The following is a 14,582-nucleotide window of genomic DNA, read 5'->3' on the forward strand; positions in this document are numbered from 1 at the left end:
CCTCATGGTTCGAGACGGCGCAAGAGCGCCTCCTCACCATGAGGATGAGAACCAGAGGAAACCAGAGAAAATGTCCGCCAGATACGAAGAACTCAAAGGCCTGAAAAACCTCGGCCAGAAATATGCCTACACCGACCGCGAGGTCATGCTCTATGCCTACGGCATCGGACTCGGCGCCGATCCCATGGACGAGAAGGAGCTCGCCTTCGTCAACGAGGGCACGCTGACGCCGCGGCCGCTGAAGGTGGTGCCGACGTTCGCCTCCGTCGCTGCCTGGGGTTCGGGCCCTGGCGAGATGAACCTCAACCGCGTCATGGTGGTGGACGGCGAGCGCGACATCACCTTCCACCAGCCGCTGCCGGTCGCCGCCAACATCACTGCCGACTCCTCCGTGCTCGAGGTCTACGACAAGGGCAAGGACAAGGGCGTCGTCATCAGCCATCAAACCGTGCTGAAGAACGAGAAGGGCGAGAAGCTCGCGACGCTCGTTGCTTCGCGTTTCGCGCGCGGCGACGGCGGCTTCGGTGGCCCGAACTTGACCCAGCCCGATCCGCACAGGATCCCGTCGCGCAGCCCGGACAAGACCATCGACATCACGACGCGTCCGGATCAGGCACTCGTCTATCGCCTCTGCGGCGACCGTAACCCGCTGCATTCAGATCCGGAGTTTGCGAAGAAGGCCGGCTTCCCGCGCCCGATCCTGCACGGCATGTGCACCTACGGCATCACCTGCCGCGGCGTGCTCCAGACCTATGCCGACTACGACCCTTCTGCCTTCCGCCAGCACGTCGCGCGGTTCTCTTCGCCGGTCTATCCCGGCGAGACCGTGACCATGGATCTCTGGAAAGACGGCAACGTGATCTCGTTCGAAGCCAAGGTGAAGTCGCGCAGCGTCACCGTGATCAAGAACGGCAAGACGGTGCTGGGTTAGCCGCTCTCGTGCCCCGGAAGCAGCGCAGCGCTCCTTGGCAGTGCGTGCAGAGCCGGGGCCCATAGGCTGCGACCAACAAACTGGGTCCCGGCTCTGCGACGCAGCGTTTCACGCTGCATCGCGTCCGGGACACGAAGAACAACAAACAGGGAGAAGCCACCATGGGACTACTCGACGGCAAGGTTGCGCTGATCACCGGCGCGGGCGGCGGGCTCGGTGAGGCCTACGCAAAACTGTTTGCGCGGGAAGGGGCCTCCATCGTCGTCAACGACCTCGGCGGGCCCCGCGACGGCTCCGGCGCCGACACCTCGATGGCCCAGAAGGTGGTGGACGCGATCAAGGCCGACGGCGGCAAGGCGGTTGCCAATGGCGCCGACATCTCCACCATGGAGGGCGGCCAGTCGGTGTTCGACGATGCCATCAAGCACTTTGGCCGCGCCGACATCCTGGTCAACAACGCCGGCATTTTGCGCGACCAGACCTTCGCAAAAGCCTCGGAGGCCGACTGGGACAAGGTCATCAAGGTCCACCTCAAGGGCACCTTTTGTTGCACCCTGCCGGTGTTTCGCTGGATGCGGGAAAATGGCGGCGGCGTCATCGTCAACACCTCCTCGACATCAGGGCTGATCGGCAATTTCGGCCAGACCAATTACGGCGCGGCCAAGGGTGGCATCTGGGGCCTGTCCAACGTGCTGGCGATCGAGGGCCGGAAGTACAACATCCGGATCTGGACGCTGGCCCCGGGCGCCCTGACCCGTATGACCGCAGACCTGCCCCGCTATAAGGAGAACCCCGGCGCGGCGCTGGGGCCGGACGGCATCGCGCCGGCCGTGCTATACATGGTCAGCGACTTGTCGGGCGACCAGACCGGCAAGGTGCTGGGCGTGTCCGGGCCGCGCGGCGTGCGTGAAATGCGGATGATGGAAATGGAAGGCTGGAAGCCGCCGCACTCGGGCTGGAAGGCCCAGGACATCGTCGATCATGCCAAGGAGATCTTCTTCTCCGAGGAGCAGATCAAGATGGGGGCGAGGCGGTTTTAGCTTTTCTGTCATTCCGGGGCGTGCGAAGCACGAACTAAGGTGCGCAATTGCGCACCAGGGTTCGGCTCTGCGAGCCGCCCCGGAATGACGACAGATGAAAGAGGCACTAGATGAAACTCACCGCCGATGCCAAGGGCACCTTCGCAATCGCGCCGACGCCGTTCCACGACGATGGCCGGATCGACGAGCGCTCGATCGACCGCCTGACCGACTTCTACGAGGAGGTCGGCTGCGACGGCGTCACGGTGCTCGGCATCATGGGTGAGGCCCCCAAGCTCGATGCCGCCGAGGCCGAGCAGGTGGCCGTGCGCTTCGTCAAGCGTGCCAAGAAGATGCAGGTGATCGTCGGCGTCTCCGCGCCGGGCTTTGCCACCATGCGCTCGCTGGCGAAGGCCTCGATGGATGCCGGCGCGGCCGGCGTGATGATCGCGCCGCCGCTCTCGCTTCGCACCGACGATCAGATCGTCGGCTATTTCAAGCAGGCGGCGGAAGCGATCGGCCCCGACGTGCCCTGGGTGCTCCAGGACTATCCGCTGACGCTCTCGGTGGTGTTCACGCCTGCCGTGATCCGCAAGATCGTCATGGACAATCCGAACTGCGTGATGCTCAAGCACGAGGACTGGCCGGGCCTGGAGAAGATCTCGGCGGTCCGCAATTTCCAGAAGGACGGCTCGCTTCGCCCGCTCTCGATCCTCTGCGGCAATGGCGGCCTGTTCCTGGATTTCGAGATGGAGCGCGGCGCCGACGGCGCCATGACTGGTTACGCCTTTCCCGAGCTTCTCATCGACGTCGTGCGCCTGTCGAAGCAAGGCAAGCGCGATACTGCGCACGATCTGTTCGACGCGCACCTGCCGCTGATCCGCTACGAACAGCAGCCCGGCGCCGGCCTTGCTGTGCGCAAATACGTGCTGCAGAAGCGCGGCGTCATCGCCTCCAGCGCCCAGCGCAAGCCCGGCGCGACCATCACGGCGGCGGCAAAGGCCGAGGTCGAGTACCTGCTGTCGCGCGTTGCCCGTGTCGACAAACGCGCCAATCTCGGCCCGCAATCCAGCGCCGCAGGTTAGTTGAATGGCCGAGACATCAACATCACGTCCGGCATCGACGATCCTCCTGCTGCGCGACGGCGCGGCACAGGAAATCGAGGTCTTCATGATGGTTCGCCATCATCAGATCGAGTTCAACTCGGGCGCGCTGGTGTTTCCCGGCGGCAGCGTCGATGCTGGCGACAAGGAGATCGTCGCCCGCTCCGACCTCTATTCGGGCGGCGAGGGATTGAGCGAAGCGGACCGCGGTTTTCGGATCGCCGCGATCCGCGAGACGTTTGAGGAAAGCGGCATCCTCTTGGCGCGGTCCAAGGACACGGGCACGCCAATCGATGCCAAGCGCGCCGGCGAGATCGCCGATGCGCACCGCGTTGCGCTCAACGAGCACAAGATCAGCTTCCTCAGCATCCTCGCGGACAATGGCCTCCAGCTCGCGCTCGACACGCTCGTGCCTTACGCGCACTGGATCACGCCGGAAGGCATGCCGAAGCGTTTCGACACCTGGTTCTTCCTGGCCGCCGCACCGCCGGACCAGCTCGGTGCCCACGACGGGCGCGAATCCACCGATTCGATCTGGGTCTCGCCGCGCGAGGCGGTGGCGGGTGGCGAGAGCGGCCGCTTCAAGCTGCCGTTTCCAACCACACGCAATTTGATCCGCCTCGCCAAGCAGCCGAACGTGAGCGCGGCGCTGGAGCACGCCCGCGGCCTGTCGATCGTCACGGTGATGCCGATCATGACCAAGACCGACACCGGCCGCCAGCTCCGGATCCCCCGCGAGGCCGGCTATGATGGCGAGGTGTTCGAGGTCGGCGCGGTCGGCTAAGACACTTCGACACGCAACGAACTATTGGTGCCTGCGAGGCCGCGCTGGTCGTCGAGCAACCCTGGATGCTGTCGCCTTCGCTGAGCTCAGTGCTGGCGCTGTCCGCGCTCGCGGTGTTCTCGACCGCAGCAGCGTTCGCGATCTACTTCCGCCTGATCCAGACCCTGGGCTCGGTCGGCACCACCGTGCAGGCTTACTTGCGGGTGCCCATCGGGGTCGCCATCAGCGTCGCCTTCCTCGGCGAGACCTTGAGCCGGACCGCCTGGACCGGCTCGGCCTGCGTCGTCGTGGGCGTCGCCGCCATGACCATCCCGGCCCGCAGGGCAGCCGGCGTCAAACTGTCGTAAGGCAGAGGCTGAAGAGGGCGGCGGCCCCGATATTAAGGATATTCCGCGTCCCGAGCCATGTTCCCCCCGGGCGGCAATACGTCGTATATTGGGTCTCCAGTAGCCCGGTCCTCAAACCACCAATGTCCGCCGAATTGACGCCGCTCCCTGAGAAAAGGCGAACATTCTCGCTCTCCATCGGTCAGCTCACCTTCGGCAGCTTTCTGTTGGTGCTGGCGGTGATCATCGTCACCTCGACCGCGAGCGTGATCGCGATCCGGCACATCGACACGACCTTCGCCGAGTTGCAGCGGCTGCAGAGCGTCGGCGACCTCGCCGAGGACATCGACCGCCGCATGAACGAGCTGCGGCTCGCCGCGCGCGATTTCGTCACAGATCCCGGCGCCGGCATCCAGTTCCAGCAGGTGGGCGAGGCGGCCTCGACGCTGAGTGACATCCTGAAGAAGACCCGCATCGAGCTCGCACCCGAGCAGCAGGACATGATCGACGGGGTCACCGAGCGGCTTGCGACCTATCGCAACGGCCTCGAGCGGATCTCGACGCTGATCGACCGCCGCGGCCAGCTGCTCGCCGGCCTGCCGCCGCTGCGCGACCGGTTCGACGCGGCGGTCGCAGCCACCGCGGACCGCGAGCTGGCCTCGCGCCTGTCAGAGGCGCAGAGCCGGATCGCGCTCGGATTGCTCGCGCGTAACCCGTCGGCGGCCGAGCAGGCCGCACAGGGCATGCGCGCGATGGATATCACCGATCCCAAGCTCAAGGTGGCGGTGAATGATTATGCCGAGGCGATCATGGCGGTCGCCGTCCGCGAGCGTCAGATCGCCGATATCGACCGCGAGGTGCTCGGCACCGAGGGCCGGCTGATCGGTCGCGTCACCGAATTGTTGCGCGAGGTCAGCGCCCGCCGCGGGCACGTGCTGTCGCGCGATTTTGCCCGCACGCTGACGGAGGCGCGATGGCAGAGCATCGTCCTCGGTACGGTCGGCGTGCTGATCGGCATCGGCGCTGCGTTGTTCGTTGTGCGCAGGACGGTGCGTCCGCTCGCCCAGATCGCGCGATCCATTCGCGCGCTTGCGGCCGGCCGGAAAGACACGTCAATTCCGTCCGCCGATCTCGAAAACGAGATCGGCGACATCGCACGGGCGGCCGAAGTGTTCCGCCGCGCGCTGGAGGAGGCCGACACGGCGCGCGAAGCGGCCGTGCGCGCGCTCACCGAGCAGCGTCTCGCCGAGGAGAGCTACCGAAAACTGTTCGAGGGCTCGGTCGACGGCATCTATGTGACGACGCCGGCCGGTGACCTCCTCAACGCCAATCCGGCCCTGGCGCGAATGATGGGCTATGACAGCCCGCAGCACCTTATCGACAGCATCAACGACATCGCCCACACGGTCTATGTCCATCCCGAGGCGCGCGCCGAATACCAGCGGCTGATGGCGCGCGACGGCATGGTCCGCGAATTCGAGTATCAGGTGCGCCAGCGCAGCGGCAACATCCTCTGGCTCTCCGACAGCGCCACGGGCGTGCGCGACGAGCAGGGCAACATCGTCCGCTACGAGGGTACGCTGCGCGACATCACCGACCAGAAACGCGCGGAAGACGCCATCGCCGAAGGCCGGCGCCTGCTCCAGCAGGTTATCGACACCGTGCCCGCGGTGATCAACGTCAAGGATCGCAATCTGCGCTACGTGCTGATGAACCGCTACATGGCGGGCATCTTCGGCATCGAGCCCGGTGACGCGCTCGGCCGGACCACAGCCGACCTGATGGCGCGCTATGGTGCGGCCAAGTCCGACGAGAACGACAAGAGGGTGCTCAAGCTGCGCAAAGGGCTCGGCTTCTACGAGGAGGAGTACCAGGATGCCTCCGGCAACATGCGGCAATGGCTGGTCAACAAGCTGCCGCTGCTCGATGCCGAGGGCGAGATCGAGCGGATCGTGACCGTTGCGCTCGACATCGGCGAGCGCAAACGCGGCGAGCAGGAGATGCGCAAGGCCAAGGAAGCCGCCGAAACCGCGCTGCGCAATCTGCGCGAGACGCAGGCCTCGCTGATCGAGGCGGAGAAGCTCGCCGCGCTTGGGCGGCTCGTCGCCGGTGTCGCCCACGAGGTCAACAATCCCGTCGGCATCAGCCTCACGGTCGCCTCCGCGCTGGAGCGCAAGACCGCGATATTCACTGCCGAAGTCGAGCGCGGCGAGCTTCGGCGCTCCACGCTCAACGACTTCCTCAACACCAGCCGCGATGCGTCCTCGCAGCTCGTCTCCAATCTCAACCGCGCCGCTGAGCTGATCCAGTCGTTCAAGCAGGTCGCCGCCGATCGCAATTATTCGGATCAGCGCACCTTCGATCTCGGCGACCTCACCGAGCAGGTGGTGATGAGCCTGCGGCCGGGCCTGCGCAAACACAATCTGACGCTCAATGTCGAGTGTCAGCCGGACCTGACCATGAACAGCTATCCCGGTCCGTACGGCCAGGTGCTGACCAATCTGTTCCTCAATTCGGTCGCGCACGCCTTCCCGGACGGTCGGCCGGGGACCATCGACATCCAGGTGCGCGAGTCCGGCAAGGACAATGTCGAGATCATCTTCTCTGACAATGGTTGCGGCATGTCGCTCGATGTCCGCCGCCGCGCCTTTGATCCGTTCTTCACGACACGGCGCGACCAGGGCGGCACCGGCCTCGGCCTGCACATCGTCTACAGCATCGTCACCAATCGGCTCGGCGGGCGACTCGATCTCGTTTCCGAACCGGGCGGCGGCACCCGTATCCAGATCATCCTGCCGCGCGTAGCGCCGCTCGAACAGGCGGCGGAATAATCAGTCGACGTCGGCGAGCTTGTGCAGCGTCGCGCCGAAAATCAGGCTGGCCTTGCCGACCAGCGCCGTGCCCGTCATCTCCGCGCGCGTATCCGTATGGGTGCCGCTGACGCCGATGCCGACCGGAGCAGGGCCGCCGAACAGCGGATTGTCGTCGCCCCGAGGCGACGTGTGCCGTTGCACCAGCATCTCGCCTTTGAAGGTGTTGTTGTCCTTCACCGTGTAGCTGCCGGTGTAATAGAGGTAGGCATCGCCGCCAAGAATCTTGCCGTCCCGGAAGAGAATCACGCCGCTGCCCTTGCCGACTCGACCATCGAGCAAGGTCACGTGAATTGAATAGAGGCCGTTCTTCATAACGTCCCGTAGGCCGGCCGCCATCGCCCAACGGCGTCACCGGTCCGCTTTTTATGCCAAAGCCGATCCCCTCGCGCAACGCGGCAGTTTGCCGGTCGGTTGCGAGAGCCTGCAGCGCGAGCCGTAGTTGTCCCGGCTTGTGCGTGAGGTCGTCATGGCCCTCTGATGGTGAGGCGAGGGCCGCCGTTACGAATCAGAGTTGGCCCGCGAAATGCATAACCATTGTTGCACTGGCCGCGGGGTGCTGGAGCAAGACGAACGTGACCAACTGGATCGATTCCGGCGGCGATGAGCCGCGTCTGTACAGTGCGCTTCCCACGAATTGCAGGAGCGAGCAACGGCGGATTGGCGGTGCGATACGCCGACGAAACTTGACGAGGCTGACGTCCACCTTGGCCTTGATTGCGCTCGCGGCCCCGTTTGGGCACGCGCGCGACCGTGGGCAGTTCGTCAACACCAATGCCGAATTGAAGGCATGGTTCGACAGTCTGCGCAGCGGCAAGGGACCTTGCTGCTCCGATGCCGACGGCTCGGCGCTCCAGGACTCCGACTGGGACAGCAAGAATGGACACTATCGCGTCCGCATCCCGCGCTATGGCTACGCGCTCGATGGTCAGCAGCAGGAGCTCGTCTGGGTCGACGTGCCCGAAGAGGCCGTGATCTCCGAGCCGAACCGGGTGGGGCGCACCATGGTCTGGCCGATCTACGGCTACATGGGCGTCACCATCCGCTGCTTTATGCCCGGTAGCATGACTTAGCCGCCGGGGGCTCACGTCGCCCCGGTGGCATGCCTGAGACGGCCCACGCCGCGTCACGTCAGGTGTATTTCTTGTCGCGCTCGAGCAGCTCGATGGAGATGCCTTCGGGGCCACGGATGAAGCAGATGCGCACGCCCGGCCGGATGGTCGTCGGCTCGCGTGTGAATGTGACGCCCCTGGCCTTGATCTCGGCGGCGACGGCGTCGATGTCCTTCACCGTCAGACCAAAATGGTCGAGACCCTGATGCGGATGTGGAGGTGGCGGGTTGACGGCATTATCGCCGTCCAGCGACGCCAAGAAGATCCTGGCGCCGCCGAGGTTCACCTCGAGCCGGCCTGGCGCGCGCACGATTTCACCACCGAGGATATCCCGGAGCCAGGCCGCCGTGGTCTCCGGATCGGGGCTGCGCAGATGGACGTGATCCCAAGTAACGGCGAATGGCATTTCGTATTCTCCCAGCCGGGTCGTTCGATGTTGCGGCGTATGTTAGTGGCCACGGCCGATGGTCGCTATGGCCTTGCCGACTCGCATGAAGCGCGGGAACCTTAATTCGTCCGCCGGATTAAGGTAAGCAGTGACCGGGTCCGTCGTTGATGGCGTTCGGCCGCGATCGGTGATGCAACCATGAGTGCCAGGCTCGACCGGATCGGATTGGGGCGCTTCGCGAGGGCCGGCGAACGACTGGCGCGAGCCGTAACGATCGCGAGCGTCTCGTTCGGCCGTAGCCTTCTGTGGCTGCTGGCGGCAATTATCGTCGGCTGCGGCATCTGGATGCTGCTGCCTCTTTCCAAAGGCAACAGTGCCGAGCCGGCGAGGCCGGAACTGGCGGCTGTTGAGACCGCTCCCGCAGGCGATACGTCCGCAGTGGCGTCGCCGGCGTCCGAAGCTCAGGTACCGGTCGCAGCAGAACTCGGTCGTCTCAGGATTTCATCGCAGACTTGGCGCCGCGGCGGCCTTGGCTCCAAAGTCCTGGTGACGTTCACGCTGCGAAACGACAATGACTATGCCGTAAAAGATATCGAGGTCGTCTGCGCCTTTACGCGGCGGGACGGCAGTCATCTTACCGACCGGAGCCGCGTGCTGGTGGATCCGGTCAGCATGAAGAGCCGCAAGACATTTGTGCATATCCCCATCGGCTTCGTTAACGTGAATGCCGATCAAGCGAAATGTTCGCTGGTTGCAGCACGTCGCGCTTAACTGCGGCGTGTTCCGGTAGCGGAAAAGTTACCCTCGTGGTCCTTGGCCGAAAAACCATGCATCGCCATTTGAACCGAACGGCTGGGGCCAGGAACCAATTGAAGGATCGCCTGTTGAGGCGGAGAGAGCCCACGCGGGGATGCGGGGGGCGGAGCGCGGCCGATGCCCATCTTTAAGTATTTCATTTTTGTCGGTGGAGCCTTGCTCGCACTGCTGTTCATGGCGGATTTCGTTTTCCCGGCGGCGCCCGTAGCGCAAGCCGTCGCGACCGCAAGCAACGAGCAGCCTCTGATCCGAATCCGGTCCGACCGTCATCTGCCTGAGCGCGTCGTGCTCGACACCAGCCAGCCGACGATTGCCGCACCCGCGGCAAGGACCGCCGCTGTTGCGGCTGCGCCCCAGCCGCCGGTACAGGAGGGTCTGTCGCCGGCGTTGGCCGAGATGTCGGCCAAGACGCGGGTTTCTCAGGCTCAAGCTTCTCCGGTGCACGCTCAGCCCAGGCGCAAGATCGTCAGGGCGCGTCCGGCGCCGCAGCCCGGTCGTCCCATGATGCTGGTCGCTCAGCAACCGCATTTCGGCCTCTTCAACACCACCTGGTGACGGCGTCGTCGACCCACCTCGATGGAGGCGGGAAGGGCTTTTTATTGGCCGGCCACTCTGCTAATTCGAACCGATCCGAACGCCGTCCGGTGCGCTGGTTCGTCGCCAGCGCCGGTCGGACGAATCTCGGTGGCCCGTTGCCGGGCCAGGGCGCTCGTAGCTCAGCTGGATAGAGCATCGGATTTCGATTCCGAGGGTCGGAGGTTCGAATCCTTCCGAGCGCGCCAGTCCTCAATTGTCCGGCCCGGAGACATGGGTAACGAAACGTAGCCGCCGACAGTCCGGATTGAAACGTCAAACTCGCGGGCGAGATCGGCCGTATGGATCGGAGCCGTCGGATAGGTCGCGACGTAGTCGTCGATGCCCTGCACGAGCTTGATCGCGCGCTCGCACGCTTCGTTATTTTGGAACGACAGTGTCGGCTGATCTCATCTTTGATCTAGATCAGATCTGAGGGCTCCAGGCCGGTGGCGGCCGCAGGACTCGCAAAAGCGAAGGGGCCCAGCGGGCCCCTTCAAACGTCACCAGCGGCGATAGCCGTAATGGCCATAATAGCGCGGACCGTAATAGCGCGGCCCATAATACCGCGGGCCGTAATATGGCCGTGGCCCGTAATACCCATAGTAGTTCGGGCGCCACCAGCACTGTCCCCAGGCGTCGCAGACCATGCGGACCTGCTCGACGCCGGAGGCCTGCGGTCTGGCAGGTGCAGGCGCGATGGGCATGGCGGATGCCGCCGACGTTGCCGCGAGGCCGCCGAACAGGGACGCGGCGACGAGGCCAGTCTTGAAATTCATGATGTCTTCCTCCGCTTGCACGATGCAGACTATCGAAGCTGTTCTGCTCAAATTGTGGCGGAACCGAAATGTAATACTGATGAACAAACCTTCAGCCAGCTGGTCGGCCCTGATCCCAGCCCGCCAGCTGGCGTAGGCTGCAGGGCCAGGCGGTCTCTTAGACCTTGATCTTGCGCAATTCGCAAGTTTGCCTTGGCTCTAAGTGTTGCCGACCTGGCGGCGGCGTAGTGCCTGCTGCCGAGCAAGGTGAGCTGGATGCGCTGACATGGCTCGGCCGCGGCGACGGCGATCTCTCCGATTGGCGCGAACTGCGCGCTCAGGCCGCGCAGGCGCACAACCAGCGCACTGCCTCCTACCCGATCGGCACGCCAATGCCCGCCGACTATTTGGAAGAGGCGATGACGCAGTTCGGCAAGTCCTTCGAGGAATTCGGAGAACAGCTCTGAGGCCGGATGCGGCGTCTGCAAGCGTCAAGGAGAAGTTGTGATGGACAAGATGAGAATGGAAAAGGGTGACTGGCTGGTCGTGTGCGACGGGCGCAAGGCGCTCATTCTGGAAAACCTCGGCGACGAGATGTTTCCGAACCTCCACACCAGAGAAGTGCACGAGCAGTCCAACCCCTCGACCGCCGCGCAAGGCAGCGATGCGCCAGGCCGGGTGCACCCGGCGGCCGGCGGGTCGCGCAGCTCGGTCGAGCAGACCGATTGGCACGACGAGGCCGAGCGCGCCTTCTTGCGGGGATTGGCCGGCCGGCTCGATACTGCGGTCAGCTCCGGCGAGACCAAGGCCCTGACCTTGGTCGCCTCACCGCGCGCGCTCGGCATGATCCGCGCCGACTATTCGGATCTGGTGCGCAAAGCGCTTCAGGGCGAGATCAGCAAGGACCTCGTCAAGCTGCCGGTCTACGAGATCGAGAAGCAATTGCTGCGGTCTGGCGCCGCGAAATAGGGACGCCCGCGGAAGGGACGCGCGGCGCCTCAGTAGCAGGGGTGCCGCCGGCCGTCCTGGCCGATATAGGCGGCCGCGCCGCGGTAGCAGTGGTTGGTCGACGGACCGTCGTAATAGGCGAAGGTGCCGGGGGTGATGCCGGGTCCGTAATTGTGCAGATAGCTGATCGGGTAGGGCAGCGGGTTGGCGTAGGAGCGGTGGTACCGGTGATGTCCGCGTGCCTCCGCGAGGCCAGGGGCCAGGACTGCAGCCGTCAGGGCCGCAACCGCGGCTACAAGCGTCAACTTGCTCATCTCGATTCTCCGGAACCCGCTCGAATAAGTCAGTCATTTATATATAGCAATTTCGGGCAGTCAGGCACCGCTCCGAAGGCCCGAAATCATGACCAGTCCCGCAGATTTCCGGACAGGTGTGACAGAGTTGCCGGACATGCGGTCGAAAGCTGCCCATTTTTGGCCTTTTCGGGATGCTTAACGAATTCCCCACACAAGTATGACCAAAGACTATTCGGTTGAGAATCCTGTCGTCGGCGCCAGGGATCATATTGAGGGGTCCTTCGAGCCGATCCATTCCTGAAGGCCATCGCCGTCACCTCGCCATGCGCATCACGCTTCTGAGCCTGCTGTTGCTCTGCCTCGCCGCTGCCGCGCCAGCACGCGCCGAGCTGCACATTACCCGCGACCATGGCGGCTACGTCGAGGAGTACAAGGCCAAGTACAAGCGCGTGCGCGAGAAGGGCGAGCGCGTCATCATCGACGGCATCTGCAATTCGGCCTGCACGCTCGTGCTCGGCATCGTGCCGATGAACAAGATCTGCGTGACGCCGCGCGCCAGCCTCGGCTTCCATCAGGCCTATTACGACAAGGCCTTCACCTTCGGCATCAAGGTCACCAGCGCCGAGGGCACCTCCGATCTCATGTCCTACTACCCCGACACGGTGAAGGACTGGATTCGTCGCAATGGCGGGCTCACCACCGACATGAAGAAGATCAAGAACGGCGTCGAACTCTGGAGGATCGTCAATCCCTGTCCGGAAGAGTGGTGAACGGCTGAGCTAGGCCGCTGTCGTCCGTCGCAGCGCAGCATCATCAGGACGAAATTCGCATTGCCGCATAGCCGCCGGTGAGGCAATGAGGGCGGCAATGAATCATAATCAAGAAGCCCTGACCGCCCGCGCCGCGCCGATCCTGTTCGTGCTGCTCTGGAGTACCGGCTTCATCGGCACCAAATACGTCGTCAACAACGCCGATCCGTTGACCTATCTCGCCATCCGCATGGCGATCGTGGTCGGCTTGATGGCGATCATCGCAGCCATCGCGCGGCCGAAATGGCCTGATCGCGCCGGCATTGCACACAGCGCGGTCGCCGGCATCCTGGTCCACGGCTTCTATCTCGGCGGCACCGCGATTGCGATCGCGCATTCGATTCCAGCCGGCCTTTCGGCCCTGATTCCGGGCCTGCAGCCGATCCTGACTTCGACCATCGCCAATCGGTGGCTTGGCGAGAAGGTGACGCCGGTGCAATGGGCTGGCCTCGTGCTCGGACTCGGCGGCGTCGTGCTGATCCTGCACAACCGTCCGATGACCGGCGAGGCCGGGCTCGGTTGGCTCGCCTCGGTGGTCTCTCTGATCAGCATCACGCTCGGCACGCTCTACCAGCGCCGTTACTGCAATCACATCGACTGGCGCGCTGGCAATCTCGTGCAATACCTATCCGTCACCATTTTCTTCGCAATCGGCGCCTTCCTGTTCGAAGATCGCGTGGTGCACTGGACGCGGGAATTCGTGCTGGCGCTCGCCTGGCTCGCCGTGGCGCTCTCGATTGGCTCTATCGGGCTATTGTACTGGCTGATCCGCCATGCCGCCGCAACCTCGGTCGCGAGCCTGTTCTACCTGGTGCCGGCCGTGACGGCGCTGATGGCCTATCTGCTGTTCGGCGAAAAGCTCGACGCGATTGCCATTGCCGGAATGGCGCTCTGTGCCGCAGCGGTCTTTGTGGTCAATCGACGCTCATAGCAGTTTCCAGCACTCACACCCCTGACGTGTGTTGACCATTGCGTGCTAGAGTGGAGCATTCAACCCATTTCTTTTCAGCACGGTGATGTCCATGACGAAAGCACGGCGTGCACTGCTCGGCAGGTCTATGAAGCCGGTCCGGATTGCCTGTATCAACTACGCAGAGGAGATGATGAGCGACCGAATGATGGGAAGGCTCACGGCGGCGCTCCAGAAATGCTACGACGAGCATTTCCTCCCCGTGTGGGGCTATCCCGTCGATCTCGACGTCACCCGCAAGCCGAAGCCGACGGACTGGCAGCTGGTCTATTTCGACGACGCCACCCACGAGAACTTCCTCGGCCGGCACGAGCTGACGCATCAGGGACAGCCGATATCGAAGATATTCCTGAAGACGCTCGGCGAGGACGAGCCGGTCAGCCTCGCCGCATCGCACGAGCTGTTCGAGATGGTGCTCGACCCCATGGCCAATCTGTGGGCCGACAAGACCCGGCACACCCAATATGCCTACGAGGTTTGCGACGCCGTGGAGGAGGAGTCGTTCATCGTCAGCGGCTTTCCGATGTCGAACTTCGTCTATCCGTCCTGGTTCGAGCCCTTCGAACATCCCCGCGGCACCAAGTTCGATCATATGGGGTCGCTCAAGGCGCCTTTCACGATGACCGAGGGCGGCTATGTGATCAAGAAGGTCAACGGCAAACGGGTGATCAAGCAGTTCGGCTCACCGGAAAAGCGGAAGCGCTTCAACGCCGAGGACCGGCGCGGCCATCGCAGTGAATTCCGCGATCCCAAGGGCAAGCACCATCCGGGCCGGCGCGCAGCGAAGCGACGAGGGTAGGCGTCTCCGGAGCCGTCTCCGGGCGCGCCCGCACCGCCTGCCAGGGCTGGCGGATCGGCTTCGCAGGTAAGCCTTCAGGG

17 protein-coding genes, 1 tRNA gene and 1 pseudogene are annotated in these 14,582 nt (G+C 64.1%); 15 read left to right on the plus strand and 4 right to left on the minus strand.

The annotated features are described in order from the left end of the window. Positions 1 to 70: 70 nt before the first annotated feature. From BRAD3257_RS16860 to BRAD3257_RS16885, 6 genes and pseudogenes are all read left to right on the plus strand, one after another. Positions 71 to 931 carry a MaoC family dehydratase gene (locus BRAD3257_RS16860; protein WP_122402741.1) on the plus strand — a complete coding sequence of 287 codons (861 nt, stop codon included), beginning with the start codon at positions 71 to 73 and terminating at the stop codon, positions 929 to 931. A gap of 161 nt (positions 932 to 1,092) precedes the next feature. After that, positions 1,093 to 1,971, plus strand: a complete 879-nt coding sequence (locus tag BRAD3257_RS16865) for an SDR family oxidoreductase (RefSeq protein WP_122402742.1) — start codon at positions 1,093 to 1,095, stop codon at positions 1,969 to 1,971. A gap of 110 nt (positions 1,972 to 2,081) precedes the next feature. After that, the gene (locus BRAD3257_RS16870) at positions 2,082 to 3,035 is read left to right on the plus strand and encodes a dihydrodipicolinate synthase family protein (protein ID WP_122402743.1); all 954 of its coding nucleotides are present in this window, start codon (positions 2,082 to 2,084) and stop codon (positions 3,033 to 3,035) included. A gap of 4 nt (positions 3,036 to 3,039) precedes the next feature. Next, complete coding sequence (locus tag BRAD3257_RS16875; protein ID WP_122402744.1) at positions 3,040 to 3,837, plus strand: NUDIX hydrolase; 798 nt, start codon at positions 3,040 to 3,042, stop codon at positions 3,835 to 3,837. A gap of 38 nt (positions 3,838 to 3,875) precedes the next feature. After that, positions 3,876 to 4,184: pseudogene (locus BRAD3257_RS16880) on the plus strand (EamA family transporter); the annotation flags it as partial. A gap of 122 nt (positions 4,185 to 4,306) precedes the next feature. Next, entirely contained in the window at positions 4,307 to 6,994 is a 2,688-nt protein-coding gene (locus tag BRAD3257_RS16885) for a PAS domain S-box protein (protein WP_122402745.1), read from the plus strand. On the opposite strand, the gene BRAD3257_RS16890 is transcribed toward BRAD3257_RS16885, so the two are convergent. Further along, positions 6,995 to 7,348: a GrlR family regulatory protein gene (locus tag BRAD3257_RS16890; protein ID WP_162500233.1), complete on the minus strand. Its 354-nt coding sequence runs from the start codon at positions 7,346 to 7,348 to the stop codon at positions 6,995 to 6,997. A gap of 260 nt (positions 7,349 to 7,608) precedes the next feature. Here BRAD3257_RS16890 and BRAD3257_RS16895 point away from each other — a divergent pair, with 260 nt between their 5' ends. After that, a complete protein-coding gene (locus BRAD3257_RS16895) occupies positions 7,609 to 8,106 on the plus strand; it encodes a hypothetical protein (RefSeq protein ID WP_122402747.1) in 498 nt (165 codons plus the stop codon). Positions 8,107 to 8,164: 58 nt separating this feature from the next. Here BRAD3257_RS16895 and BRAD3257_RS16900 read toward each other — a convergent pair whose 3' ends face one another. Beyond that, entirely contained in the window at positions 8,165 to 8,551 is a 387-nt protein-coding gene (locus BRAD3257_RS16900) for a VOC family protein (RefSeq protein WP_122402748.1), read from the minus strand. Between the two features lie 180 nt (positions 8,552 to 8,731). Here BRAD3257_RS16900 and BRAD3257_RS16905 point away from each other — a divergent pair, with 180 nt between their 5' ends. From BRAD3257_RS16905 to BRAD3257_RS16915, 3 genes are all read left to right on the plus strand, one after another. Continuing rightward, a complete protein-coding gene (locus tag BRAD3257_RS16905; RefSeq protein ID WP_122402749.1) occupies positions 8,732 to 9,304 on the plus strand; it encodes a hypothetical protein in 573 nt (190 codons plus the stop codon). A gap of 162 nt (positions 9,305 to 9,466) precedes the next feature. Next, positions 9,467 to 9,904, plus strand: coding sequence for a hypothetical protein (locus tag BRAD3257_RS16910; RefSeq protein WP_122402750.1), 438 nt, complete (start codon positions 9,467 to 9,469; stop codon positions 9,902 to 9,904). 150 nt (positions 9,905 to 10,054) lie between these two features. Continuing rightward, positions 10,055 to 10,131: transfer RNA gene (locus BRAD3257_RS16915), tRNA-Arg, on the plus strand. Between the two features lie 294 nt (positions 10,132 to 10,425). Here BRAD3257_RS16915 and BRAD3257_RS16925 read toward each other — a convergent pair. Beyond that, positions 10,426 to 10,701, minus strand: a complete 276-nt coding sequence (locus BRAD3257_RS16925; protein ID WP_122406606.1) for a hypothetical protein — start codon at positions 10,699 to 10,701, stop codon at positions 10,426 to 10,428. A 227-nt stretch (positions 10,702 to 10,928) separates the two neighbouring features. On the opposite strand from BRAD3257_RS16925, the gene BRAD3257_RS16930 reads away from it, so the two are divergent. After that, a complete protein-coding gene (locus BRAD3257_RS16930) occupies positions 10,929 to 11,147 on the plus strand; it encodes a DUF3775 domain-containing protein (protein WP_376707320.1) in 219 nt (72 codons plus the stop codon). Between the two features lie 40 nt (positions 11,148 to 11,187). After that, a complete protein-coding gene (locus BRAD3257_RS16935; protein WP_122402752.1) occupies positions 11,188 to 11,649 on the plus strand; it encodes a host attachment protein in 462 nt (153 codons plus the stop codon). A 29-nt stretch (positions 11,650 to 11,678) separates the two neighbouring features. Here BRAD3257_RS16935 and BRAD3257_RS16940 read toward each other — a convergent pair whose 3' ends face one another. After that, complete coding sequence (locus tag BRAD3257_RS16940) at positions 11,679 to 11,942, minus strand: hypothetical protein (RefSeq protein ID WP_122402753.1); 264 nt, start codon at positions 11,940 to 11,942, stop codon at positions 11,679 to 11,681. A gap of 305 nt (positions 11,943 to 12,247) precedes the next feature. Between BRAD3257_RS16940 and BRAD3257_RS16945 the strand changes: the two genes are divergently transcribed. From BRAD3257_RS16945 to BRAD3257_RS16955, 3 genes are all read left to right on the plus strand, one after another. Next, positions 12,248 to 12,694 (plus strand): hypothetical protein, encoded by a 447-nt coding sequence (locus BRAD3257_RS16945; protein ID WP_122402754.1) that lies wholly within the window; start codon positions 12,248 to 12,250, stop codon positions 12,692 to 12,694. 97 nt (positions 12,695 to 12,791) lie between these two features. Beyond that, positions 12,792 to 13,664: a DMT family transporter gene (locus tag BRAD3257_RS16950; RefSeq protein ID WP_122402755.1), complete on the plus strand. Its 873-nt coding sequence runs from the start codon at positions 12,792 to 12,794 to the stop codon at positions 13,662 to 13,664. Positions 13,665 to 13,755: 91 nt separating this feature from the next. Further along, a complete protein-coding gene (locus BRAD3257_RS16955; protein WP_162500234.1) occupies positions 13,756 to 14,502 on the plus strand; it encodes a hypothetical protein in 747 nt (248 codons plus the stop codon). Positions 14,503 to 14,582 lie beyond the last annotated feature (80 nt).

Source organism: Bradyrhizobium vignae, from assembly GCF_900324035.1.
GTDB lineage: Bacteria > Pseudomonadota > Alphaproteobacteria > Rhizobiales > Xanthobacteraceae > Bradyrhizobium > Bradyrhizobium vignae.

What these genes read in the sequence shown, in the direction of transcription:
- BRAD3257_RS16860 (WP_122402741.1), top strand. Translation starts at nt 71, where the DNA reads ATGTCCGCCAGATACGAAGAACTCAAAGGCCTGAAAAACCTCGGCCAG.
- BRAD3257_RS16865 (WP_122402742.1), top strand. Translation starts at nt 1,093, where the DNA reads ATGGGACTACTCGACGGCAAGGTTGCGCTGATCACCGGCGCGGGCGGC.
- BRAD3257_RS16870 (WP_122402743.1), top strand. Translation starts at nt 2,082, where the DNA reads ATGAAACTCACCGCCGATGCCAAGGGCACCTTCGCAATCGCGCCGACG.
- BRAD3257_RS16875 (WP_122402744.1), top strand. Translation starts at nt 3,040, where the DNA reads ATGGCCGAGACATCAACATCACGTCCGGCATCGACGATCCTCCTGCTG.
- BRAD3257_RS16885 (WP_122402745.1), top strand. Translation starts at nt 4,307, where the DNA reads ATGTCCGCCGAATTGACGCCGCTCCCTGAGAAAAGGCGAACATTCTCG.
- BRAD3257_RS16890 (WP_162500233.1), bottom strand. Translation starts at nt 7,348, where the DNA reads ATGAAGAACGGCCTCTATTCAATTCACGTGACCTTGCTCGATGGTCGA.
- BRAD3257_RS16900 (WP_122402748.1), bottom strand. Translation starts at nt 8,551, where the DNA reads ATGCCATTCGCCGTTACTTGGGATCACGTCCATCTGCGCAGCCCCGAT.
- BRAD3257_RS16905 (WP_122402749.1), top strand. Translation starts at nt 8,732, where the DNA reads ATGAGTGCCAGGCTCGACCGGATCGGATTGGGGCGCTTCGCGAGGGCC.
- BRAD3257_RS16910 (WP_122402750.1), top strand. Translation starts at nt 9,467, where the DNA reads ATGCCCATCTTTAAGTATTTCATTTTTGTCGGTGGAGCCTTGCTCGCA.
- BRAD3257_RS16925 (WP_122406606.1), bottom strand. Translation starts at nt 10,701, where the DNA reads ATGAATTTCAAGACTGGCCTCGTCGCCGCGTCCCTGTTCGGCGGCCTC.
- BRAD3257_RS16935 (WP_122402752.1), top strand. Translation starts at nt 11,188, where the DNA reads ATGGACAAGATGAGAATGGAAAAGGGTGACTGGCTGGTCGTGTGCGAC.
- BRAD3257_RS16940 (WP_122402753.1), bottom strand. Translation starts at nt 11,942, where the DNA reads ATGAGCAAGTTGACGCTTGTAGCCGCGGTTGCGGCCCTGACGGCTGCA.
- BRAD3257_RS16945 (WP_122402754.1), top strand. Translation starts at nt 12,248, where the DNA reads ATGCGCATCACGCTTCTGAGCCTGCTGTTGCTCTGCCTCGCCGCTGCC.
- BRAD3257_RS16950 (WP_122402755.1), top strand. Translation starts at nt 12,792, where the DNA reads ATGAATCATAATCAAGAAGCCCTGACCGCCCGCGCCGCGCCGATCCTG.
- BRAD3257_RS16955 (WP_162500234.1), top strand. Translation starts at nt 13,756, where the DNA reads ATGACGAAAGCACGGCGTGCACTGCTCGGCAGGTCTATGAAGCCGGTC.